Raw genomic sequence first — 23,191 nt, forward strand, 5'->3', positions numbered from 1 at the left:
GCTTGTTTGTTCGGTGTTCGCATGGTCGGCTGCATCGATGCTATAACAGCCGCCGCACTGCTCAGCGGACGGTGCACTCACCGCCTACTGCCTCTGAAGCTGCTGCTCCAACCACGCATACGACTGGGAGCCATTGATTTCATGCCCACCTGGAAAAAAATCCGTGTGCTCCTTTTTCATACTGCAAATATCCGTCCGGGTTCCACATGTCAAATGCCCCCGATGTTATTCTACTGAAGCAGCAGCCTCAATCTCCAGACAAGCCATAACGAATGGCGCAAAGCCTTTCGGATCATCTTTGCGGGTCGGTTCACTAATGTAGTACGAGAACGAACCGTCACGGTAAGGGCGGTTGCCCAATCCGGCCACGCTGCATATTTTGTCGAGGTGATATGTACCGTCCGCTTCCTTGCCTACGCAATGTTCCAGCAATCCCTGGTGGCCGCGTCTGGCCGCCTGAAGCGCATCTTTGCCCAAATAGCCCATACGACAGCCCTTGGCGAGCGCACATGTGAACATTGCCGTGCCGGATGCTTCGAGGTAATTGCCTTTGCGGGTGCCTTGGTTGAGGACCTGATACCACATGCCCGACTGCTCGTCCTGCACATTTAACAGCGCCTGTACCAGACGGTAGAAGATACCGATAATTTGACCTCGCTTGGGATGATCGATCGGCAAGAAATCCAGCACATCTACAACAGCCATCACGTACCAACCCACAGCACGCCCCCAAAAATGCGGAGAACATCCGGTCTCTTTGTTCGCCCAACGTTCCTCCTTACTTTCGTCCCAGCCGTGGTACAAAAGCCCGGTGTGCGGATCACGGGACACACGCTCCATCAGCAAAATCTCATTGGCCACATCATCGAACCATTCCGGTTCGTTGAACGTTTTGCCGTAAGCAGCGAGCAACGGCGATGTCATGCAAACGCCATCGAGCCACATTTGGAAAGGGTATATTTTCTTGTGCCACAATCCGCCCTCACTCGTTCGCGGGTGCCCCTTCAACTGCGTCACCAGCAAATCCAGCGCCTTTTTATACTTGGCTTCGCCCGTTTTGTTATACAGCAGAAAAAGCGTTTTGCCCTGGTTTATCATATCCACGTTATACTCGTTCAGATTGTACGTCGCGATAGATCCGTCCTCTTGAATGAATAAATCCATATTGGTTTTAATGTAATCATAATAGCGTTCGTCGCCGGTCTGCTCGTACATACGCTCCATGGCGGTCATCATTGTACCGTTTTCATAATTCCAGCATCTTCTTTTCTGGAAAGGCATATCGGAGACAAGCGGATATCTTTGCATAAATGAATCTGCCATCACGACGGACCAAACGTCACTCATATGAATATTCCTCCTTTAATTAGAAAAAGAACACGAATTGCCGGAAAGGCTGAGCTCATGAAACCTGCACGCATCATCGTTACGCCCACCGCTATTATTGCGTCAGGCAGCCGTTTCTTTCAATAGACCGTTTTTAACTTCTTGTAGGGCTGCAGAGTATTTTCAGCGTCCCCGAGACTTTTCCCAATGCAACAAAAGAAAGTGAACAGCACAGTGCTTGTGCGACCACTTATCACATAAACGCGTCTCACCCTCGTCCTACGCGCACAGTTCAAACTACATGCCATGGAGGCCGTGCTGGATCGGATTCCGGCGAGAAAATTTTCCGATGATGCTTTTCATGCTATCAAACGACTGCTCGAACTGTTTAAGCCTATGGCCATTCGCACCTGATGGATGAGGAAATCCCCACACACACTGCTCCGTGCGAATCACGTCTTCAGCGGCAAGCAAGTGCAGTACCGACTCGACCGTTTTTCCGAGAGGTATAATGAGTGGACGGTCCAGAAGCGTGGCTTCTGTTTGCAAAGACTGATACGCCTGCTCTTTCAGATACGCGTGCGACAACAACGGAGGCTGGTGTCCGGTATAATTGCGACGATCGACGAACACGGGATACTTGAGCATGGCCGTTGTATGCAGCAGTTCCCCTTCGCCTTTAAATAGTGCGTCACAGGAGGTCACACCTAGCCAACGGTGGAGCTCCAATGCGTTCAGCATCTCTATCAGATTGCTGCGCATGGAGCCTGCAAATCTGGCGTCGGCCTTTACCTTTTTGCAAATTTCTTCATAGGGCAGCCCCTGCTCCAAGTAACCTCTTGCCTTGCGAAAAGCTAACTCCATCTGATTCCAGCCCGGGGTGATGCCTACGATCAAAACCCGCGCAAGGACGTTGATATATTCATTGTGAGGTGCGTAATACACGCTGATTTTTCCTTCTTGATGCAGCAAAAAGTCCTCGGTCAGGAGGTCGTCCTTGGTCAAGCGCTGATTCAGCGGCAGCTTCGTTATGGCCGGTACATAGCGGGTGAATAGATTGGAGCTTAGCATCTTAGAAATGATCTCCTATTCCTGCGATTCATCTGGTATGAACTGTAGAGAATATCTCACCTGCATCTCTTGAGGCGACAGCTCTTCGATGGTCGTTGAGATAATCCAATGATGTCCAAACGGATCCAACAAGCTGCCTGTCCGCTCGCCGAAGAATTGGTCCTGCACGGGCGCAACAACCGAGGCACCGGCCGCAAACGCCTGCTCGAACACGGTGTCGACATCGACTACCTGCAGGTGTATCGCCACCGTGGTACCGCCTATGCTCTCGGGTCCGACGATCCGGAAGTCCGGAAACTCGTCCGAGATTTGCAGCAGCGAACCATGGATCGTTATCTCTGCATGGCCGACTCTGCCTCGCGGGTCGCGCAGCTGGTACTCCTCCCGTGCGTCAAATGCCTTCTTGTAAAATTCTATGGCTTCCGCCGCGTTCCTGACTCGCAGATAAGGTGTGATGTTGCCCATTGTTTAAGCACCTCCGATGAGTTGGTTGTGATGTCGTCCCGGATATAACACACAGTATAACCAGATCATGTTAATTACCCTAAACAGACGCAGCAAAAACCCGCGGCTGATTGAATTTGGGCAGCGCAGGGTAATAAGAAGCGTGGACATAAGTTTTCACAACATCAATAAGGAGTGATAACCATGGACAACAACGTATTTAAAGGTAAGTGGATGCAGATGAAAGGCGAAGTCCAGAAACAATGGGGCAAGCTGACGAACGATGATTTGGATGTGATTGACGGCGAGCGCGAGAAGCTCATCGGTAAGTTACAGGAGCGATACGGCTACGCGAAAGAGGATGCGGAGCGGGAGTATCACCAATGGAGTAATATGCACAGAGTTTAAATATCCGCAGGTTCGTTGGACGCGGTAACAACCGGGCGCACCAATGAATCCAGCCATTATACAAACAGGACCGCCTTCTCAGGGCGGTCCTGTTTGTTTGCTTTCGCTGCAGGCGTGTGACACTGGCCGCGCAGCCACGCGTACGCGCGGCAGCGGGGCGGGGCGTCGCAGCCAGGCGTGTGCGCAGCTGCAGGCGTGGGGCTACAGCCGGCCGCATGCGCAGCTGCCGGCGGGGGCCGCAGCCCGGCGTATGCGCCAGCTGCAGGCGTGGGCCACAGCCGGCCGTATGCGCCAGCTGCAGGCGTGGGCCACAGCCGGCCGTATGCGTAGCTGCCGGCGGGGGCCACAGCCGGGCTAGGCGCGGCAGTAGGGCGTGCGAGCGCCGTTGGGACGTGGCGGCACGCCACCTGTGTCACCGTTCGGGGACTAAAGCCCCTCCCCGGGCGGCGTTTGCGGCTGCAGCACCGTGTAATGCTTCCACTCATCCGGCAGCAGCCGCTGATACTGGGCCTGCAGATAGCGGTCATCCACCAACACCAGCAGCCCGCGGTCATGCTCGGAACGGATCAGGCGTCCGCCGGCCTGCAGTACCTTGTTCATACCGGGGTAAACGTAGGCGTAGACATATCCTTTTTTGCCGGAAGCATTGAAATGGTCTTTGATAATCTCCCGCTCCAAACCGATTTGCGGCAATCCAACACCCACCACAACCACGCCGGTCAACCGGTCACCGACCAGATCGATTCCTTCCGAAAAGATGCCTCCCATCACCGCAAAACCTGCAAAAGCCTGCTCATTATCTGCAGTGAATTCAGCAAGAAAACGTTCGCGCTCCTCCTCAGGCATGTTCATCTGCTGAACAATCGTCCGCACGCCTCGTGCCTCTTCGGCAAAGGCTTCATATACACTGTGCATATACTCATATGAGGGAAAGAAAAACAGGTAATTTCCCGGCCTGGTTTGCGTCAGCTCCCGGAGTAACGCGACCAAAGGCTCCTTCGTGCGCTCGCGGTCACGATATCGGGTGGATAACGGAAGAATGCTCACCTCTAGCTGGTCACGCGCAAAAGGAGAAGGTATCGCTACCGTATAATCATCCTGATCGGCTCCGAGCATGTCCATGTAGTAATCACGGGGAGACAGAGTGGCTGAGAAATAAATGTGCGACCGATAACCTTTGCCGATCTGCCGCAGCAGCTGCGAAGGATCTATGCAGAACAATCTCACCCTGACCTCGCTCTTGCTAGCATCAATCAAAGTGACATACCGCTGATCGTATAGCTGTGCTATCCGCCCGAAGCTGAGTGCGGCAAAATACGTATCGAGCAACATCGCATGGTCGTGCGCCAGTGCGCCTGATGCCAATTCCAACGTGGCACTGGCGGCAAAGGCTTCCGCCAACTCAACCAGCTTGTGCGGCAGTTGCGTTTGGACACTCTGTCCGACTGTGCTTTGTTTGCGCAGCGCTATGAAATAATCATTCACAGCTTTTGCCGCCTCATACAGATCCCTGTTCACCCCTTTGAACTCCCTCTGCAAGGCCAAAAACTGCGACTTGAGCAGTTCTGCGGAGAACATATCTCTAGTGCGATCTACCAAGTTGTGCGCCTCGTCAATCAGCAGAACGGTGTGCTTTTTTTGCTCGGCCAATTGCCTTTTCAACGACACGCGGGGATCGAACACATAATTGTAGTCGCAAATCACCGCGTCAGCCGCGTAGGCGGCGTCAAGCGAGAACTCGAACGGGCAGAGCCGATGCTTGCGGGCATACCTCTCAATCACCTGTCGGGTCATCAAGGTTTCGTTCGACAATAGATCCAGCAATCCCTCATTCACCCGGTCATAGTAACCGTCAGCATAGTCGCAGGCCTCCCTGGTACATCGCGTTTCCGCTTGAAAGCAGACCTTATCCTTCGCCGTGATGGTCACCACATGCATACGAAGACCCTTCGCTTGCATTAATGAAAAAGCTTCTTCCGCCGCTGTTCTGGTGATCGTCTTGGCAGTCAAATAGAATAGCCGGTGGAGCAGCCCTCTCTCCATCGCTTTCACGGTCGGAAAAGTAGTGGATATCGTTTTGCCTACACCGGTCGGCGCTTGGGCGAACAAGCTGGTGCCGGCTTCGATCGTTTTATACACCGCTCCAATCAGTTTGCGCTGGCCTTCTCTGAATGCGTCGAACGGAAATGTCAGCTCCGCAATGCTCGCATTTCTGGCAAGCTGATGCCGCTGCATCAATTTGGCAAAAGGAGAGTATTGCCGTACCACGTCCAATACAAACGCTTGCAGCTCCTCATACGTCGTTTCTCGCATGAACTGCTTCTGCTCACCGGTATCCACCTGCACATAGGTGAGCTGAACGCGCATACGCCGGGTTCCGTGCTCCTTGGCGTACATATACGCATAGCAATTGGCCTGTGCCCAATGCACGGGGTACGATTCCGCGGTAATGAGAGCCAAGTCACCGGATGTCGACTTGATTTCATCCACCGTCACTCCGTCATCAGCTGCCAACAGACCGTCGCATCGTCCATCAATCACAAACAACAGGTCGTCATGCGCCACTTCTGCGGACAAATACAATTCTTTTTGATCCAACTCCGCATACTGCTTCTGCACCCTTTGATGGGCTTTGGTGCCTTCCGTGAGGGAGGCCGCTGTCCGAAAGCCGTAATCGATGCTTCCTGTCCGGAACACATATTCGACTAACGCTCTCACAGCTACATGTATCGTATCTGGCATAAGATACCACCTATTTTTTTAAAAGTAAGGGAACGTTCGTTCCATCAGTGTATCACGAAGGCGAGCAAAGAAAAAATTGACACAGTCGAACATTAGCCATGCTGCTGCCAATTGACTTACAATAATAACAAAACGCCCGGCAACCGCGACAAGGCATGCCGGAAGTTGACCAAGGGGTGGACAACATGGCTTTTGGCAGTTGGATACAACAGATTGTCCGCTCTGCAAACAAGAGATTGCACCTCGCGCTGCGTGGATGGCATGATCTCCGTTTCCGGGAAGGTTCACTCATTCATGGCCGTTACCTGGTGCGGCGCAAACTCGGCGAAGGCAGTTACGGCGTCACTTATGTATGCACGGACACTGTCGCCGACCGTGCCTGTGTGCTGAAGCGGGTGACACCTGTGCGGGGTGGCCGAACAAGGGCGGAACTCATCTATGCCAGAGAGGTCAGCATCCTACAGCGGCTGCAGCACCCGGCTATTCCTACACTGTACGAAACATTTCGTTACCGGAACCATCTTTGTTTTACAATGGAATTGATGCCTGGAGCCAGTTTGGATTGCCTGCTATTCCAGCAACACGTCCGCTTCAGTGAATACCAATCACTCCGCGTGTTGCGCGAGCTGCTTCCCATCGTGTCATACCTGCACGCTATTGGTATCCTTCATCGTGACATCAGCATTGCTAACGTACTGTTGGATGGAGAATTCGCGGCATTGATCGACCTGGGTCTGGCTCGGGAATTGGTCCCGGCCGGTACGGGCCACCAAGATCCTTTAGAGATAGAACCCGGCGACCCGTCCGAGAAGGTGCTTCGCAGACAAATCGATGTGACGAGCGACTTTTATGCGCTGGGGCACTTGCTGCTGTTCCTGTTGTACAGCACCTACACCGCAAGAGAGCACAATGCTGCCGCGGATGATATCGGCTGGGAACGCGAGCTAGACCTCCATCCGGGCACAAAAAAACTGCTCCGCCGGTTATTGTTGGCGGAACAGCCTTTTGGACAAGCTTGCGAAATCATTCATGAGGTGGATCAACTGCTCAAGGCTCTCCACGCCTCCAATTAACTGCTGTAGGAGCTGGAGGAGCGCTTTTTCTTGTAATGTGAATGTCCGTATTCATTATGTTTCATGTACTTATCACCGCGCTGATGTCTGCGATAGTCGTCGCTGCTGCTGCGATAGGGACGGTGGCGGGACCCATTCGATTTGTTGAGATTGAGAAGCTTTCCTAACAATTGACGTAACATGGCCATACCTCCTTTTGGTTGTCATACGATACGTGCGTACCGCGATTTAGTTTCAAGGGATTGGCCGACAGGGTTAAAGTATCCCTTCCCCTCCCCTTTATTACACCATTTAGCGTCGACTGACAACAACTACTCATAAACTGTTTATAGTATGCTCCAGTTGATGTGCGTACTCCAACGCACCCAACGCTGTACCATGCCGACGCATCGTATACATCTTTGTCATCATGCTCCAACATCGTAAAAGCCGCCCAGTAGGGCGGCGGTAGGGCGGCTAAGATTTGGACAAAGACTGCGCTTTTCCCAGAGGTTTGGTTAGGCCATCCGCCTTGTTTCTGCGTTGTACCGTAGCCACAATGACACCGCCCACGATAAGCAGCGACCCGACCGCTTGCACCCACGTGATGGGTGTGCCAAGCAATAAAAATCCCACAAGCATGGCTGCGAATGGCTGCAAATTGAGGAAGACGGCAGCTTTTCCCGCGCCTACCTTCGTCAACTGCACGTTCCATATTAAGGTGCATACACCCTGCATAATAACCGCCGTGCCCAGCAGCAGCGCCCAAGCCCACAGATGCGGGCTTACCTGGCTTAGCGGCTCTTTGATCACAGCAACCGGTATCACCATACCCGACCCGATCAGCGTAGAATAGACGGTAGCCGTGAATGGATCGATGCGCTCCGTCAGTTTTCGCATAAAGATGATGGAAATGGCAAACGTAAGCATAGCCAAAAAAATAAACAGGAGCCCGATTGATAATTGCATATTCTCGGATTTGCCAACGACGAAGAAAATGCCCACGATGGCTGTAACCGAGCCGGCTACCATTTGTTTGGTCAGCGCTTCCTTCAAGAACACGGCAGCGAGCACCGCCACGGTGATGGGCGCGAGCGAGAGTATCAGTGACGCCGTGGTAGCATCCACAGTTTGCAGGCCGGTGAAAAATGCCGCTTGGTTGCACAGCGTTCCGATGATACCCAAGGGAATGAGAAGCATAAAGTCACGACGAACCACATTACCCAATTTTTTGGCTAACCGCACATATATGAACAACGTCAAAGAGGTAGCGGACAGCCGGATTGCGGACAGAAGCAAAGGCGGAAACTCATGTATGAGTATGGAACCGAATACAAAATTACTCCCCCAGCACGTCACGCAAAAAAGCAGGAGGATATACGACCTGACCATGCACCGCCTCGTCCCCTAACCATCTGAAATGAACTCTTATACGATGATACTCCTTGTTGGATATATCTGTCGAACGGGAGCAAGGGCTGGCATCACGCTTAAATGAAGGGCTAGGCCGCGGCATAGTCCGTTCTCTCACATATCCTTTATTTTTCTTGGTAATTTTTTAACCTCCGAATCTAGCTTCATCCATCCCCGCCCTGGTTCTGATAGCCCAGGACCACATCTGCGACCGTCTGCGCTTCCGTGCTGCCCGTATCAATTCCGCCGTCATCCAACTCGTATTACGGACCATTGATAGTGCAGTTCGGGGCCGCTATTTTATCTCCATTGTTTAAAAGATTTTGTCATGTGGTAATTTATTGTGGAATAAATTTACATTAGTGCTACCTGCCTAGCTATGATATAGTCTAGATTGGTATGTTTTAATAACGGGGAACACCCAGAATCATAACGGGAGTGAGCATATTGAGAAAATACGGAATACAACTCGTTGCCATTGTTCTTGTGGCGCTGCTCGTCATAGCAGGCTGCGGTACTAAGAATAGTCAACCTGCGGACTCTTCGGCTGGATCGGCACCGGAAAGCCCGGAGAAAAAAGTACTTATCATGGGCACTTCGGCGGATTATCCACCATATGAGAACGTAGACGCCAAAAACGGCGGTGAGATCGTCGGCTTTGACGTCGATATCGCCAAATACGTAGCTGATAAGATGGGCTATGAGCTGCAAATCCAAAACATGGATTTCAATGGACTCATCGCTGCGCTGCAATCGAAACGCGTAGATTTTGTTATGTCGGCCATGTCGGTAGATGAAGAACGCAAGAAAAGCGTAGACTTCTCCGATACTTATTTCGTAGCCAAGAACACCATCGTCTCCAAGGGAGATTACACGACTTTGGACTCTATTAAGGACAAGCGCATCGGTGTTCAACTGGGCTCCACACAAGAGCAGGTTGTAGCTGATATGAAGGAAGCCCAAGTGAAAAAGCTGAATCGGATTCCGGAGATCATCCAAGAGCTAAAGTCGGGGCGCATCGACGCAGCTATCATTGAGGATGCGGTCGTACAAGGTTTCGCGAAAAACAACCCGGATTTGAAATTCACTGAGATTCCTGCCGAGAAAGAAGAAGGCTATGCGGTGGCATTCCCCAAAGGCTCACCTTTGGTGAACGAGTTTAATCAGGCGTTGAAAGAACTTCAGGAGTCAGGCAAGAAAGATGAATTGATCAAGAAATGGTTTGAGTAAAATCATCTAATGTCCCTGCCGGGTTGATCTTGGGTAGGGACATTATTGCTTCACTAGCGTATTTCTGCTTGGAAAGAGAGGGATCAACTAGAAATGAATTTGGATTTTAGCGTCCTGAATGAGTATGTTCCGTACATCATGAAAGGAACCGCGGTCACGCTCTTATTTACACTGGTATCCGCACTTTTCGGCTTCATATGGGGCACCGTTCTGTCCCTGTTCAAAATCTCCAATATCCAGCCGCTGCGCTGGTTCGCCACTGTATACACATCCATATTCAGGGGAACGCCGCTGCTGCTCCAACTAGCGCTGATCTACTACGCAACGCCTCAGCTGTTTAATTACGATATCTCCCCGCTCATGGCAGCAGGCTTGGCGTTTGGCCTGAACTCAGCGGCCTATCTGTCCGAAACCATTCGCGGAGGTATCATGTCCGTCGATCGTGGCCAGCGTGAAGCCGCATTATCCCTTGGGATTCCGTACCGCACTATGATGTTCAGCATTATTTTGCCGCAAGCTGTGAAGAACATTCTGCCAGCACTAGTGAATGAGTGTATTGCGCTGCTCAAGGAATCCTCTCTTGTGTCAGTCATTGGCGTGGAAGAGCTGATGCGCCGCGCGAATGTCGTTGGAGCAGACACATTCAGGTACTTTGAACCTCTCGTTTTCGTCGGTGCTATTTACTATATTCTAGTACTGATGCTCACCTTCGTCGCCCGAATACTTGAAAGGAGGATGCGCCGCAGTGATTAAAGTGGAAAATCTGTCAAAGTCGTTCGGAAAGCATGATGTCCTGCATGACATTTCTACCACCATTGACAAGGGGGAAGTCGTGGCGGTGATCGGCCCTTCGGGCTCGGGGAAATCGACATTCCTACGCTGTCTCAATTTGCTCGAAGCTCCCACGAGCGGGCGTATCAGCGTCAATGGCAAAGATATTACGGATCCGAAAACGAATATCGCTCAGGTCCGCCAAGGAATCGGCATGGTGTTTCAGCATTTTCACCTATTTCCTCATATGAGCGTGATCGACAACATATGCTTCGCGCCTATGAAAGTGAAGGGTTGGTCCAAGCAGCAGGCTCGGCAGAAGGCCATGGAACTGCTTGAGCGCGTCGGACTGGCGGACAAGGCGAACGCCTATCCTTCAAAGCTGTCCGGCGGACAGAAGCAGCGTGTGGCTATCGTGCGCAGCCTTGCCATGGAACCGGAAATCATGCTGTTCGATGAACCGACATCAGCGCTTGACCCTGAGATGGTCAAAGAGGTTTTGGATGTGATTCGCGGGCTTGCCCAAACCGGCATGACTATGGTTATTGTGACTCACGAAATGCGTTTCGCCCAAGAAGCGGCGAACATGGTTTATTTCCTGGATGGCGGGCGCCTTGTCGAGAAGGCAGCACCCTCAGAGTTCTTTAACAATCCGCAGCATGAACGTGCGAGACAATTTCTCGAAAAAGTTCTGTAGCAGGCCGCGGCAACGAAAAAGGTGAAAGGGTTTAGTACGGCTAAACCCCTTCACCTTTTTTTAATTCCTTGACCATCGCCACATGTGGTAACCCCTCTTCCATAAATACGTCGGAAACCGCGGTATACCCCAGCTTTTCATAAAATTTTTGGGCATGAGTTTGAGCATGCAGTTTTGCTTTGCCAAGTCCGGCTCGTCGCGCCATGTCTTCCATGACTTGTACGACGGATTTGCCCAGACCATATTTTCGGTAAGCCGGCAGTACACAGATTCTCTCCAGCTTAGCTTTCGCGTCCGCTACACGCCATCTGCCGACTGCCACGGGCTCGTTGTCATCATTGTACACAACAACATGCTGGGACTCGTCTTCAAATTCATCATACTCCGCCTCGGCGGAAACGCCTTGCTCCTCTACAAATACGATCCATCTGACGTGATAAGCATCATCCCGCTCCTGCTGGGTTTGCACGTGTGTTATCTTCAACGGCCGCGCCTCCTATTGCGCCTAAGTTTGTCCAATTGATTGTAGCTGTCTGCCGCCGCAAAATCAATGTTAGTCATGCCTACTTTGGAATTTTGTGCTGGCTGCCATCTAAGCTATTCTCCGCTGGCACGAAATGCTTTATATCCTTAAACCCGACGAACTTCTTGCTTTGCTCGCTCCACATTCGAAAGCTAAGGGAACGCAGGCTTGAAATAAGCGTAATCGTTGGCACATCCCGAAACATCGGGTTTTTATTATGAACCTGTTCCAGATAGTAGTTAGGTACACGAGGACTCAAATGGTGGATATGATGAAATCCGATATTGCCGGTGATCCAATGCAGAATCCTGGGTAATTTGTAAAAGGAGCTCCCTTTCAGAGCCGCATGAATGTACTTCCAATCCTCGTCTCTTTCATAATAAGTATCCTCATACGTATGTTGAACGTAAAAGAGCCAAATGCCGGCAATACCTGATATTAGAAAAATGGGCCCTTGGACCAAGAGAAAATTCTGCCAGCCCAGTGTCCAGCAAAGTAATCCCGCCGCTCCAGCGATACTGAGATTTGTGACATAGGTGTTAATACGTTCCTTCACACCTGCGCGCTTACGGTTAAACCGGTAGTCGATGAGAAAAATGTAGATCGGACCTAAACCAAACATCACCAACGGGTTCCGGTACAACCGATAAATCAACCGCTGCAAAAATGAAGACGACAGGTACTCCTCCACCGTTAGCGTCCATATATCACCTGTGCCCCGTCGATTCAAGTTGCCGCTGGTGGCATGATGAATCGAGTGGCTGTGGCGCCACTGATAATAGGGACAACAGGTCAGAATTCCGGTTACGGTGCCGATAATAGTATTAGCCGTCCTGTTCTTGAAAAAAGATTGATGACAACAGTCATGAAAAATAATAAAAATTCGTATCAGAAACCCGCCTGCAGGAACAGCGAGCGCAAGGGTAAGCCAATAAGATACCGACAGGCTCAGGTAAGCGAAGTACCAAAGCAGGAAAAAAGGGACCAGCGTGTTGATAATTTGCCATATGCTGTGCTTGATGTGTGACCTTTCATAAGGTGCGATGTCTGACCGCCAACCGCCTTGTTCCTGATGATGTATGCCTATATAAATCTTCCTCTCTCCGAATCAAGCCGGAACTTATTTTTGCGAGCTATGTCTATACGTCCCCCAACGAGTAGGGTTCCAAGAAAATATAACACACTTTGGCGAAAAGAGCAGCTTTACAATTATGTGTGGGAAATATACAATAGACCGCAAATATCAAAACCGGAGTTGTCTTCATGCCAGGACTTGCAAAATCAAAGAAAAACACACTGCTTCGGCTAACCCCTCCTCAGGTGATGGCATTGGGGTTTACCATTATCATCGGCATTGGCACGTTCCTACTGTCGCTGCCTGCAGCTCATGCGGACGGAACCGCAGCATCTCTTCTCGATGCGTTGTTTATGGCGACTTCAGCCACTTGTGTAACAGGACTTTCGGTGGTCAATTTCGGGGCGCATTACTCCTTATTCGGCCAGATAGTAATCATTCTTCTAGTGCAGATCGGCGGACTGGGGTTCATGACCATGGCAACGCTAATTGCGCTGGTTTTCCGGCGCAGGATCTCTTACAAGGAACGTCTCATCCTGCAGCAAGCGATGAACCAAAGCTCTACCGAGGGAATCATTCGGTTAATCCGCAAAGTATTCCTTTACGCCCTGGTGATTGAGTTGGCCGGTGCGACGTTGTTTACACTGCGATGGATGTTTGAGATGCCATTTGGTCAAGCCGTGTATTTTGGCATATTTCACAGTATTTCTATATTCAATAACGCCGGGTTTGATCTGTTTGGCGGTATACCGGGCAGAGCGGGCAGCCTGATGCATTATACCGATGATCCGTTCATCAATCTCGTATCCATGGCATTGATCATTCTTGGCGGAATCGGCTTTATTGTAATCTCGGACTTATTGACCTATCGAAAAAATAAGAAGCTGACCTTGCACAGCAAGGTGGTGCTAGCCGCTTCCGGCGGATTAATTCTTCTTGGCGGTACCGTAATCTTCATATTCGAATTCGCCAATCCGTCGACGCTGCAGCCACTGTCGATGACAGGCAAGGTGCTGGCATCACTGTTTCAATCCGTTACGGCACGTTCTGCCGGAGTAGTCACGCTTGATACCACGATGCTGCGGCAGGCTACGCAATTTTTTATTATTGTTATGATGTTCATAGGGGCGGCTCCCGGCTCCTCCGGCGGCGGCATCAAGGTGACGACTTTCGCCATTCTCATCGGGGCGATGGTCGCCATGGTAAGAGGTAAAGAGGATATCGTGCTGTTCAGGCACCGGATCACCAAAGAAAGGATTCATAAGGCAATCACGTTCTCTTTGCTGTCCTTCTTTCTCATCGTCCTTGCTACTATGCTTCTGTCTACTACGGAAAACTTTCCGTTTCTCGGCATTTTATTCGAAGTAACCTCCGCTTACGCCACAGCGGGCATGTCTATGGGGCTAACCCCCCAATTGACCACATTTGGCAAAACTTTGATAATTCTGATGATGTTTGTCGGGCGATTAGGCCCGGTGACACTGGCCTTCAGCTTAACTCTCCGGCCGGGCAAAGAGCTGTACCGATATCCGGAAGGCAAAATTACCATAGGATGACACAAAAAGACCGCAACGACTCATGACAGAGCACGTCGCGGTCCTTACTTTGTGTCATCGTTTCAGCGGATAGTTGCCTCGGTTCTACTCCAGGTTGGCGTGTCTGCCGTACATGGTCTTCGAATCCAATCCTTTTTTCTCCATAAACCGCAGTATCACGGCGTCGTAGAATAATAGGAGCGTCTGTTCAAAAAGTGAACCCATAGGCTGTATGGTCTGATAGCTGTCATCTGATTTATCTTTCGGCGCACCGGGCAGCTTCACAGCGATATCAGACATGCGGCCGATGGTCGACTCGGGAAAAATAGTGATCGCTGCGACCATAGCGCCCAGACTTTTCGCCTTCTGCGCCATGGACACCAAGCTTTTCGTTTCCCCTGAGCCGGAGCCGAGAATCAATATATCCTCTTTTTCCAGACTCGGTGTAATAGTCTCGCCGACCACATAAGCATCCAAGCCCAGATGCATGATTCTCATGGCAAAGGCTTTCCCCATCAAGCCCGACCTGCCTGCGCCCGCGACAAAGATTTTGCGGGACTCAACAATCGCATTGACCAGCTTTTCCGCCTCATCGCCCGAGATCAGGCTCGCTGTTCGATGGAGCTCATCAATGATCTCCGTTACATATCCCGTAGTCTTCATATCGGGTTATCCTTGCTTGATTAATCTCTGCATTTCGGCAGCTGTGCTTTTCTTATCGTCCTGCCCTGTAATGCCGCCACCCACGATCACCAGATCGGGCTGCGCGTTAACCACATCCGGCAATGTGTCTAATTTAATGCCGCCAGCAACGGCAACCTTTGCATTCTTGACGACCCTCTTGAGTGTCATCAGGTCTTCAAAAGAGCTTTTTCCTACTGCCTGCAGATCGTAACCGGTGTGCACACAAATGTAATCGACACCCATCTCATCCAGCTCTTTCGCCCGCGTTTCGATATCCTTCACACCTATCATGTCGACCAGAATTTTTCGTTCCTGCTTTTTAGCTTCCTCTACCGCGCCTCGAATAGTCGCGTCCTCAGCGACAGCAAGGATGGTAATGATATCGGCACCTGCCTCGGATGCCTTCATCACTTCATAGCCGCCTGCATCCATCACTTTGAGGTCAGCCAGCACTTTCAGATTTGGAAACGCTTCTTTAATTTCTTTCACGGCTCTCAAACCTTCGTTGATTACGACCGGCGTACCGATTTCCACGATGTCAATATATGGCTCTACCTCTTGTACCAGCCTCTTTGCTTCCGGGATGTCTACCAAGTCTAATGCCAGTTGAAGTTCCATGAATGATCGCTCCTTATGATATTGATGTCTGATTACTGTGCGCTAAGGTTCTTCGTATTATGGTGAATCCGCCAAAAAATATTTCGCCTGAGCGGTGGAACATTTTTCGTGGTCATGCACTGCCACCCACCAACGAAAACCGGACGCCGGCGGCGCCCGCGCACACAATCTCTGCCCGCTACCCGTTTATTCTAGCCCTTGAGTTCCAGCTAAGGAAGTACGCACTATTTTGTGCCGTAGTCACTAAAAGGATACTATTGCGGCGTATGTATCGGACGGGTCAACCCCTCCTTCTTTCCAAATGTCCTTGCCCCCATAGGGCCATTACGTCCAGCACCTCTTTGATCGTCTGTCCGTGATCAGTTAACGAATACTCGACTTTCGGTGGTACCTGCGTATACACCTTGCGGTGAATAACCTCATCCTGTTCTAACTCACGCAGCTGCTGGGTGAGCATTTTTTGGGTGATTTCAGGCATATCACGCTTTAATTCGCCAAACCGTTTGACGCCATCGGTGAGATGACACAGGATTACCGGCTTCCATTTGCCCCCGATGACCTTAAGTGTGAGTTCCACTGTACTTTTAAACTGCTGATCCCCCATAAGTGCACGCCCCTCCTTGGTATATTTATAATACTATCTTACAAAAAAGTAGGCACTTGTCTAAAGATTATATATCATCCGTGCTTTCCAACAACCTGCGGCATGAGCTGTACCAGGCTGTGCGCGCTAGGCTTGGGGTGACGCCACCACTTGTGATATGATGTTAGCTGTTGTATTCATAGACATAGGAGGGAGAAACCATGAAGTTACAAGGTAAAACGGCAATTATAACCGGCGCCGGCAAAGGCATCGGCAAGGCGACCGCGATCGCTCTGGCGAAAGAGGGTGTGAACCTCGGATTAATCGCTAGAAACCGCGCGGATCTCGAGTCCATGCACGGCATCTTGACCAGTACATACGGCGTGAAGGTATTCTTGGAACCTGCGGACATATCCAATAAATCAGAGGTTGACACGGCTATTGACAGCCTGATTCAACAACTCGGGTCCGTGGACATCTTGATAAACAACGCAGGCGTCGCACAATTCGGCACTCTGCTGGAGATGGAACCGTCCGAATGGGAGCGTATCATTCAGGTTAACGTCATGGGCACTTATTATGTGACGCGGGCGGTGCTGCCGACCATGTTGAAGCAGAACGGCGCAAATATCATCAACATCTCTTCCACCGCCGGCGAACGAGGATTTGCCACGGGGTCCGCGTACTGTGCGTCCAAAGCTGCAGTGCTCGGATTAACCGAATCGCTGATGCAGGAGGTACGCAAATCTAACATTCGCGTGACAGCCCTCACGCCAAGCACGGTGAATACAGAGTTGGCGATCAATGCAGGCCTGAAGGTCGGTGACGAGGACCGCATGATGCAGCCCGAGGATGTGGCGGAGCTGGTCGTGGCCACGCTGACGTTACCACAACGCGTATTCATTAAAAGTGCGGGTATCTGGACAACCAACCCGCAGTAAAATGCCACACAAATCAGCGGCCCGTGCCGCACAGGCTGGTCTGTCGAACGAAAACAAGCAACCCCTGCCAGCAAGCCAGATGGTAGGGGTTGTGTTTTGTTTATTTTGTAGAGTTACCATTTACTATTTCGTTGCCTTGCTATTCAATTGCACCGCATCAGCGTCCGGTTTATCCTTCAACACTAAGGAGATCACGAACAAGATCGCCAAGAAGATAATCGGCAGATTGAATCCTTTTTCGGGCCCGAATGCCTCAGACACTGCGCCAACAATCCAGCCCGCGAAAGCTCCTCCGATGCCCGCTGCGACATATACTAGTCCCAACGCGGAACCGCCTGTCTCCGACAGCTTGGTTCCTAACCCTGTGGCTGTAGGGAACAACACAGAGAAAAACAAACCTGCGGCCGCAAACATATAGATCCATTCATTAGCAAAATATTTGCTTAACGTGACCACTATAAGAGCCAGCAGCGAGAATAGGATCAAGGTCCGTTTTTCACCGATATACCCAGTGATGAAGCCGCCGGCCAAACGCCCGAGCGTAAACAGCACCGAGAACACCGAGATAATAGTGGCCACCATGGCCGACTTCTCCGCTGGCGATGCCTCATCCAGGTTGAGCGACTGCAAATAACTCGGGAAGAAGTTCATGAATGCGACTTCTGCCGACACGTAAAACACAAGGAACAACATGACGAACAAGAATTGCGTGTTTCTCAGCATTGTGACGAACGCGCCGATGTTGATTTTGTCGACCTTGCCCTCGGGGACCTTCACGCTCACGACATAAAGTATGAACACCACCAGCAAGATGGCGATGCCGACATAAAACCAACGCCAGGATATTCCGGCGGCAAACATCGCGTTCAGTATGATTGGAGTCAAGAACATACCCACACCGTAAATACCCATCGAAATGTTGAACATCATTCCTTGCTTCTTCGGATAAACCGCAGGTACAACCGCGTTGGATGCGACCGTCATAGCGCCAAGTCCAAAGCCGACTACCATATAGAAGCCGAGGAAAAATGCAACCGCTCCGGCAGAGCCGGTACCAAGTAAGCCAATGCCCATAATAAGCGAGCCTATGATGGTCATCAATTTCAAACCGTACTTATCGGAATAGTAACCCGTGATCACACTGGCAAGCACGAAGCCCCATTGGAAAATAAACACCACAAGTCCAAATTCATCCATCCCTAGGCCGATGTCGCGCTTGACCTCCTCGAGGATGATTCCTTTGGTACTGGAAATACCGCCTAATAAAAACATCGAAAAAAGCATGATGATTAGGGCGGGCAGATTTCGTAAAGCAGCCATTCTGTTACTCTCCTCTCGATGCTGAAAACCGCTGCAACACCAACGCTTCAACTCGGTTTTCTCTGAAAAGCTTTTCAGAAAGCAATTATACTAGAGACCAAAACCTTGGGTCAACGCGCATTCTGTTGCATTCTGCATCAATTCTTGTTGCAAACCGTTTCCCTGACCACGATTTCATGGTTGAGTGTGATGTTATTTTGCAGCTTGTGTGGGTTTTCTATACGTTGAAACAGCAGAGATGCGGCCTGCTCCCCCAGCTCACGGATAGGCTGGGCCACCGTCGTTAACGCGGGCGTGACCATTCGGGACACAGTTAAATCATCAAATCCCATGATCGAAATGTGGCGAGGCACCGACATTCCAGTACGCTGCACAAACGCCATTGCCCCAAGCGCCATCGAATCACTGGCTGCAAACACGGCGGTGATATCCGGCATCATGCCGTATAACCTGCGCATTGCCTCATATCCGCTGTCAAAATGCAGATCGCCGAACACCACTCGATCCTCGCCGCATTCCAATTGATGCTTCAGCGCCGCTGCTCGGAAGCCGTCCAAACGGGGCTTGCCTGCAATGGGATCGCTAATGGGACCGCTGATCATGCCGATTGATCTGTGTCCATTTTTCATAAGAAACACAGCGGCGTCGTAAGCGGCCTGATAATCATCCACCTTCACGTAAGGCAAATCGTATTCTTCGCTCTGCGTCGCGGCCAATACGACAGGAATGTTCAGGTCGGTAAAACTATCGTAGTAAGTTTTGGTAATAGGATCACTGGCGAAGATCATTCCGTCCACTTTCTTCTTCTTGAAATACGCCATATACTCCAAAAAACGGCCCTCGTCCTGATCGGTGTTGCAAATAATCATGTTATTCTTTTTGGCCCGGGCCACATCCTCCATGCCGCGGAATAATTGGGCGTAAAAAGGATTCGATATATCCGGGATCATCGCTACGATGGTCATTGTCCTTTTGTCACGGAGACCGGAGGCGAACGGATTAGGCGTATACCCGAGCTCCTGGATGGCCTGCAGCACACGCTCCCTTTTTTCTTTACGAACCGCCAATGGATTGTTTACCACACGAGACACGGTTGATATGGACACTTTCGCCCTGTTCGCTACATCATGAATGGTTGGACTCATAGACTGCACTCTCTCCCGGTAACAATTAGAAATCACCAACAAAGTATCCTATATCTCGTAAAAAAACAAGCCTACTTTACAATCGCTCAGCAATTCGGCAATAATAGATTAGTAGCTTACAGTCAGATTCCACACTGATTATTTTTGAAAAGCTTTTCAACTTTTTTGATCATGGAGGTTACCGCGTGAAACGAGCATGGTGGAAAGAATCGGTTGTTTACCAAGTGTATTGGCGGAGTTTTTATGACACGGATGGAGATGGCTTTGGAGACTTGCAAGGCGTCATTCAAAAGCTTGATTATATTAAGGATCTTGGCATCGATGTAATCTGGTTGAACCCAGCGTATGAATCCCCTGACAGAGACAACGGCTACGACATATCCAATTACTACGAAATTATGTCGAAGGCCGGATCGATGCAAGTGTGGGAGACCTTGCTGCAAGAGGTCCATAAACGTGGCATGAAACTGATTATGGATTTGGTGGTGAACCATACTTCCGATCAGCACCCCTGGTTTTTGGAGTCTCGTTCCTCGAAGGACAATCCGAAGCGGGATTACTACATCTGGAAGGACCCGAAAGACGGTAAAGAACCGAACAATTGGAGGTCCTATTTTGCGCCGTCTACTTGGGAGCTCGATGAAACCACAGGACAGTATTATTTCCATTCATTCGCTGTGGAGCAGCCGGATCTGAACTGGGAAAATCCTGAAGTGCGTGAAGCTATTTATGAAATGATGCGCTTTTGGCTGGACAAGGGAATCGACGGGTTCCGGATGGATGTCATCAATCTGCTGGCGAAACAAAAAGGATTCCCGGACTCCCCGACGCCTGAAACCATTAATTATCTCGGAAACAATCCGGGTATCCATGAGTACCTGCAGGAAATGAACCAGAAAGTGTTGAGGCACTACGACATTATGACGGTGGGCGAAATTCCGTTTGTCACGCCGGAGGATGGCTTGAAGTATGTTGGCGAGGACCGCGGAGAGCTTCATACTCTGTTTCATTTTGAAGTGGCCGATGACATGCCTGCCTGGGATATGATCCGTTACAAGGATATTCAAACGAGATGGTATGAAGGCCTTAAGGGCAGAGGCTGCAATTCCCAGTTTCTGAACAACCACGATCACACGCGGCAGGTTAGCCGTTACGGCAACGATAAAGCTTTTCGGGTTCAGTCGGCCAAGCTGCTTGCGACTATGGTACATACTCTGCCGGGCTTGCCCTACGTCTATCAAGGCGAGGAAATCGGCATGACTGGCGTACGCTTCCCATCGATCGACGACTACAACGATATAGCGATGAAGAATCGTTATTATGAAGAGGTAGAAAAGGGTCGGGAGCCGCAGGAAGTGTTTGATAGCCTGCTGCCGCTCAGCCGCGATAATTCCCGTACGCCGATGCAGTGGGACGATTCGGAAAACGCAGGATTTACCACCGGCACCCCTTGGATCAAGGTGAACCCTAATTACAAGGAGATTAATGTCAAAAAGGATTTGAGCGACCCTCAGTCGGTATATGCATATTATCAACAGCTCATCGCGCTGCGGAAACAAAACTTGGTCATGATCTATGGCGACTACAAGGATCTGTCTGCAGGCGATCCTCACCTGTATGCGTACACCCGTAGTCTAGACGGCGTGCGTTGGTTGATCATACTCAATCATGCGGATCATGAGACGCAGTTCAATTTGCCTGACGGCTTCAATGATCAGCAAAAAGAACTCATTCTAGCCAACTATGCGGATGTGGACGCCCAGGCGACACTAACCTCTGCTACGCTGAGACCACACGAAGCGCGTATTTATAAACTCTAAAATGCAAGCTGCTGCAAGATCTCTCTGCTTTCGCGGAGAGGTCTTTTTGGCGTTTAACGCCGCCCTTTTCATGTGTTTAAATATCCCTGTTCTGGAGCATTATATTGTACGGGAAAGAAAGGTGGCTAAATGATGATGGAGAACAATGAAAACCAGCAAAACAATCCACAAAACAATCAACAGCCCAACTACACCATACTCACCAACGGCCAGGGCCATCCCGTCTCGGACAATCAAAACATAAAGACAGTGGGGGCGCGGGGTCCCGGCACACTTGAGAACTACACGTTCATTGAAAAAATCACTCACTTTGACCGTGAGCGTATTCCGGAACGTGTTGTGCATGCGCGCGGTGCCGGTGCTCATGGCGTGTTCGAGGCCTATGGCAAGGTCGGAGACGAACCCATCTCCAAATATACCCGCGCCAAGCTGTTTCAGGAACCAGGTAAGCAAACTCCAGTGTTCGTTCGGTTGTCCACGGTCGTACATGGCGGAGCTTCGGCGGAGACCCTGCGCGATCCACGCGGCTTTGCCGTGAAGTTTTACACGGAAGACGGGAACTGGGACCTTGTAGGAAACAATCTAAAAATATTTTTCATAAGGGACCCAATGAAATTTCCGGACATGATCCATGCCTTCAAACCTGACCCTGTGACCAACGTGCAGGATATGGAACGCTTTTTTGACTTCATATCGTTGAGCCCGGAAGCCACTCACATGATTACCTTTCTGTTTTCGCCGTGGGGCATTCCGGCCAATTACCGGCAAATGCAGGGCTCCGGCGTGAACACATACAAATGGGTCGACCAGAACGGTGACTCGGTACTAGTGAAATACCATTGGGAGCCTTTGAAACAAGGCATCAAGAATTTGCTCCAAAAAGAGGCTACACAAATCCAGGCCGTCAACCTCAACCACGCGACGGAGGATTTGTACCAAGCCATTGCCCGCGGCGATTTTCCGGAATGGGAATTAAACGTACAAATCATGAGTGACGATGAGCATCCGGAATTGGATTTCGACCCGCTGGATCCAACCAAATTGTGGCCGAAGGATAAGTTCCCGTGGCTGCCGGTGGGTAAAATGACCTTGAACAGAAATCCGGTGGACTACTTCACCGAGGTTGAGCAAGCGGCATTCGGCTCAGGCGTGTTGGTGGATGGATTGGATTTCTCAGATGACAAGCTGCTGCAGGGCAGAACGTTGTCTTACTCAGATACCCAGCGGTATCGGGTAGGCCCAAACTATCTGCAAATCCCCATCAACTCGCCGAAGAAACATGTCGCGACTAACCAGCACGGAGGACGTATGCGATACCGGCCTGACCGGCCGGTGGATATCAATCCTCATGTAAATTATGAGCCTTCTTCACTGGGCGGCCTGCAGGAAGCTCCAAAAGAAGGCGCGGACCATCAGCCGCTCTATAACGCCCGGTTGGTACGTGAAGCCATCCCTCGGAGGAACGATTTCGGACAGGCCGGTGACACGTATCGTGAATTCGCTGAGTGGGAAAAAGAAGAGTTGATCTCCAACCTGGTCGACGCGCTCAAAAACTGCAAGGCGGACATCGTGCAAAGAATGATCAGCTACTTTACACAAGCAGATCCCGACTACGGCAGACGGGTTGCAGAAGGATTAGCGAAGGTCAACCCGACTGCGGGAGACCAGCTCACCGATCCAACGGTGGTAAAAGCGGAGCAAATGGGCCACTCGACGTGCGGCTACTAAACTGTCCTGCTCGTAGTGCCAGCATGCGGCCGCAGTATCAAAACGGCACGGGAAAAGCCGCAAAC

General features: G+C 50.7%; 23 protein-coding genes. 10 read left to right on the forward strand and 13 right to left on the reverse strand.

Annotated elements, in window-relative coordinates; all coding sequences use genetic code 11:
- Positions 1-225: 225 nt before the first annotated feature.
- The 3 genes from CBW46_RS14825 to CBW46_RS14835 all read right to left on the reverse strand — a co-directional run bounded on the left by CBW46_RS14825 (position 226) and on the right by CBW46_RS14835 (position 2,862).
- Positions 226-1,347 carry a glycoside hydrolase family 88/105 protein gene (locus CBW46_RS14825; protein WP_089200775.1) on the reverse strand — a complete coding sequence of 374 codons (1,122 nt, stop codon included), beginning with the start codon at positions 1,345-1,347 and terminating at the stop codon, positions 226-228.
- Between the two features lie 276 nt (positions 1,348-1,623).
- On the reverse strand, positions 1,624-2,397 hold the full coding sequence (locus CBW46_RS14830) for a uracil-DNA glycosylase family protein (RefSeq protein WP_089200776.1): 774 nt from the start codon (positions 2,395-2,397) through the stop codon (positions 1,624-1,626).
- A 15-nt stretch (positions 2,398-2,412) separates the two neighbouring features.
- Positions 2,413-2,862, reverse strand: a complete 450-nt coding sequence (locus tag CBW46_RS14835) for a VOC family protein (protein WP_089200777.1) — start codon at positions 2,860-2,862, stop codon at positions 2,413-2,415.
- Positions 2,863-3,045: 183 nt separating this feature from the next.
- Here CBW46_RS14835 and CBW46_RS14840 point away from each other — a divergent pair, with 183 nt between their 5' ends.
- Together CBW46_RS14840 and CBW46_RS14845 are read left to right on the forward strand one after the other, a co-directional pair.
- A complete protein-coding gene (locus tag CBW46_RS14840) occupies positions 3,046-3,249 on the forward strand; it encodes a CsbD family protein (RefSeq protein ID WP_089200778.1) in 204 nt (67 codons plus the stop codon).
- A 43-nt stretch (positions 3,250-3,292) separates the two neighbouring features.
- The gene (locus CBW46_RS14845) at positions 3,293-3,607 is read left to right on the forward strand and encodes a hypothetical protein (protein ID WP_133253996.1); all 315 of its coding nucleotides are present in this window, start codon (positions 3,293-3,295) and stop codon (positions 3,605-3,607) included.
- A 68-nt stretch (positions 3,608-3,675) separates the two neighbouring features.
- Here the strand turns inward: CBW46_RS14845 and CBW46_RS14850 are convergent, their stop codons facing one another.
- Positions 3,676-5,991: a helicase C-terminal domain-containing protein gene (locus CBW46_RS14850; RefSeq protein ID WP_089200780.1), complete on the reverse strand. Its 2,316-nt coding sequence runs from the start codon at positions 5,989-5,991 to the stop codon at positions 3,676-3,678.
- A 185-nt stretch (positions 5,992-6,176) separates the two neighbouring features.
- On the opposite strand from CBW46_RS14850, the gene CBW46_RS14855 reads away from it, so the two are divergent.
- Positions 6,177-7,064, forward strand: a complete 888-nt coding sequence (locus tag CBW46_RS14855) for a serine/threonine protein kinase (protein ID WP_165842327.1) — start codon at positions 6,177-6,179, stop codon at positions 7,062-7,064.
- Here the strand turns inward: CBW46_RS14855 and CBW46_RS21370 are convergent.
- The gene (locus tag CBW46_RS21370) at positions 7,061-7,246 is read right to left on the reverse strand and encodes a hypothetical protein (protein ID WP_089200782.1); all 186 of its coding nucleotides are present in this window, start codon (positions 7,244-7,246) and stop codon (positions 7,061-7,063) included. The genes CBW46_RS14855 and CBW46_RS21370 overlap by 4 nt on opposite strands.
- Before the next feature lie 274 nt (positions 7,247-7,520).
- Positions 7,521-8,435, reverse strand: coding sequence for a DMT family transporter (locus tag CBW46_RS14865; RefSeq protein ID WP_089200783.1), 915 nt, complete (start codon positions 8,433-8,435; stop codon positions 7,521-7,523).
- A 468-nt stretch (positions 8,436-8,903) separates the two neighbouring features.
- Here CBW46_RS14865 and CBW46_RS14870 point away from each other — a divergent pair, with 468 nt between their 5' ends.
- The 3 genes from CBW46_RS14870 (at position 8,904) to CBW46_RS14880 (ending at position 11,154) form a co-directional block, all read left to right on the forward strand.
- Positions 8,904-9,686: a basic amino acid ABC transporter substrate-binding protein gene (locus CBW46_RS14870; RefSeq protein ID WP_089200784.1), complete on the forward strand. Its 783-nt coding sequence runs from the start codon at positions 8,904-8,906 to the stop codon at positions 9,684-9,686.
- A 93-nt stretch (positions 9,687-9,779) separates the two neighbouring features.
- Positions 9,780-10,439, forward strand: a complete 660-nt coding sequence (locus tag CBW46_RS14875) for an amino acid ABC transporter permease (RefSeq protein ID WP_089200785.1) — start codon at positions 9,780-9,782, stop codon at positions 10,437-10,439.
- Positions 10,432-11,154, forward strand: coding sequence for an amino acid ABC transporter ATP-binding protein (locus tag CBW46_RS14880; protein WP_089200786.1), 723 nt, complete (start codon positions 10,432-10,434; stop codon positions 11,152-11,154). Before CBW46_RS14875 ends, CBW46_RS14880 begins: the two co-directional genes overlap by 8 nt.
- Before the next feature lie 40 nt (positions 11,155-11,194).
- On the opposite strand, the gene CBW46_RS14885 is transcribed toward CBW46_RS14880, so the two are convergent.
- The gene (locus CBW46_RS14885) at positions 11,195-11,638 is read right to left on the reverse strand and encodes a GNAT family N-acetyltransferase (protein ID WP_089200787.1); all 444 of its coding nucleotides are present in this window, start codon (positions 11,636-11,638) and stop codon (positions 11,195-11,197) included.
- Between the two features lie 79 nt (positions 11,639-11,717).
- Positions 11,718-12,758: a Delta(5) desaturase DesA gene (gene desA, locus CBW46_RS14890; protein ID WP_089200788.1), complete on the reverse strand. Its 1,041-nt coding sequence runs from the start codon at positions 12,756-12,758 to the stop codon at positions 11,718-11,720.
- Between the two features lie 182 nt (positions 12,759-12,940).
- On the opposite strand from desA, the gene CBW46_RS14895 reads away from it, so the two are divergent.
- Positions 12,941-14,308: a TrkH family potassium uptake protein gene (locus tag CBW46_RS14895; protein WP_089200789.1), complete on the forward strand. Its 1,368-nt coding sequence runs from the start codon at positions 12,941-12,943 to the stop codon at positions 14,306-14,308.
- Between the two features lie 84 nt (positions 14,309-14,392).
- Here CBW46_RS14895 and hxlB read toward each other — a convergent pair whose 3' ends face one another.
- From hxlB to CBW46_RS14910, 3 genes are all read right to left on the reverse strand, one after another.
- On the reverse strand, positions 14,393-14,950 hold the full coding sequence (hxlB, locus tag CBW46_RS14900; RefSeq protein ID WP_089200790.1) for a 6-phospho-3-hexuloisomerase: 558 nt from the start codon (positions 14,948-14,950) through the stop codon (positions 14,393-14,395).
- 6 nt (positions 14,951-14,956) lie between these two features.
- On the reverse strand, positions 14,957-15,589 hold the full coding sequence (gene hxlA, locus CBW46_RS14905; RefSeq protein ID WP_089200791.1) for a 3-hexulose-6-phosphate synthase: 633 nt from the start codon (positions 15,587-15,589) through the stop codon (positions 14,957-14,959).
- Between the two features lie 280 nt (positions 15,590-15,869).
- The gene (locus CBW46_RS14910; protein ID WP_089200792.1) at positions 15,870-16,193 is read right to left on the reverse strand and encodes a winged helix-turn-helix transcriptional regulator; all 324 of its coding nucleotides are present in this window, start codon (positions 16,191-16,193) and stop codon (positions 15,870-15,872) included.
- Between the two features lie 200 nt (positions 16,194-16,393).
- Between CBW46_RS14910 and CBW46_RS14915 the strand changes: the two genes are divergently transcribed.
- Entirely contained in the window at positions 16,394-17,113 is a 720-nt protein-coding gene (locus CBW46_RS14915) for a 3-ketoacyl-ACP reductase (RefSeq protein WP_089200793.1), read from the forward strand.
- Positions 17,114-17,236: 123 nt separating this feature from the next.
- On the opposite strand, the gene CBW46_RS14920 is transcribed toward CBW46_RS14915, so the two are convergent.
- Complete coding sequence (locus CBW46_RS14920) at positions 17,237-18,433, reverse strand: MFS transporter (RefSeq protein WP_089200794.1); 1,197 nt, start codon at positions 18,431-18,433, stop codon at positions 17,237-17,239.
- 137 nt (positions 18,434-18,570) lie between these two features.
- Entirely contained in the window at positions 18,571-19,578 is a 1,008-nt protein-coding gene (locus tag CBW46_RS14925; RefSeq protein WP_089200795.1) for a LacI family DNA-binding transcriptional regulator, read from the reverse strand.
- A 185-nt stretch (positions 19,579-19,763) separates the two neighbouring features.
- Between CBW46_RS14925 and CBW46_RS14930 the strand changes: the two genes are divergently transcribed.
- Positions 19,764-21,398: a glycoside hydrolase family 13 protein gene (locus CBW46_RS14930; RefSeq protein ID WP_089200796.1), complete on the forward strand. Its 1,635-nt coding sequence runs from the start codon at positions 19,764-19,766 to the stop codon at positions 21,396-21,398.
- 132 nt (positions 21,399-21,530) lie between these two features.
- A complete protein-coding gene (locus CBW46_RS14935; protein WP_089200797.1) occupies positions 21,531-23,126 on the forward strand; it encodes a catalase in 1,596 nt (531 codons plus the stop codon).
- Positions 23,127-23,191: the final 65 nt, after the last annotated feature.

Source organism: Paenibacillus xerothermodurans, assembly GCF_002220865.2.
GTDB lineage: Bacteria > Bacillota > Bacilli > Paenibacillales > NBRC-103111 > Paenibacillus_S > Paenibacillus_S xerothermodurans.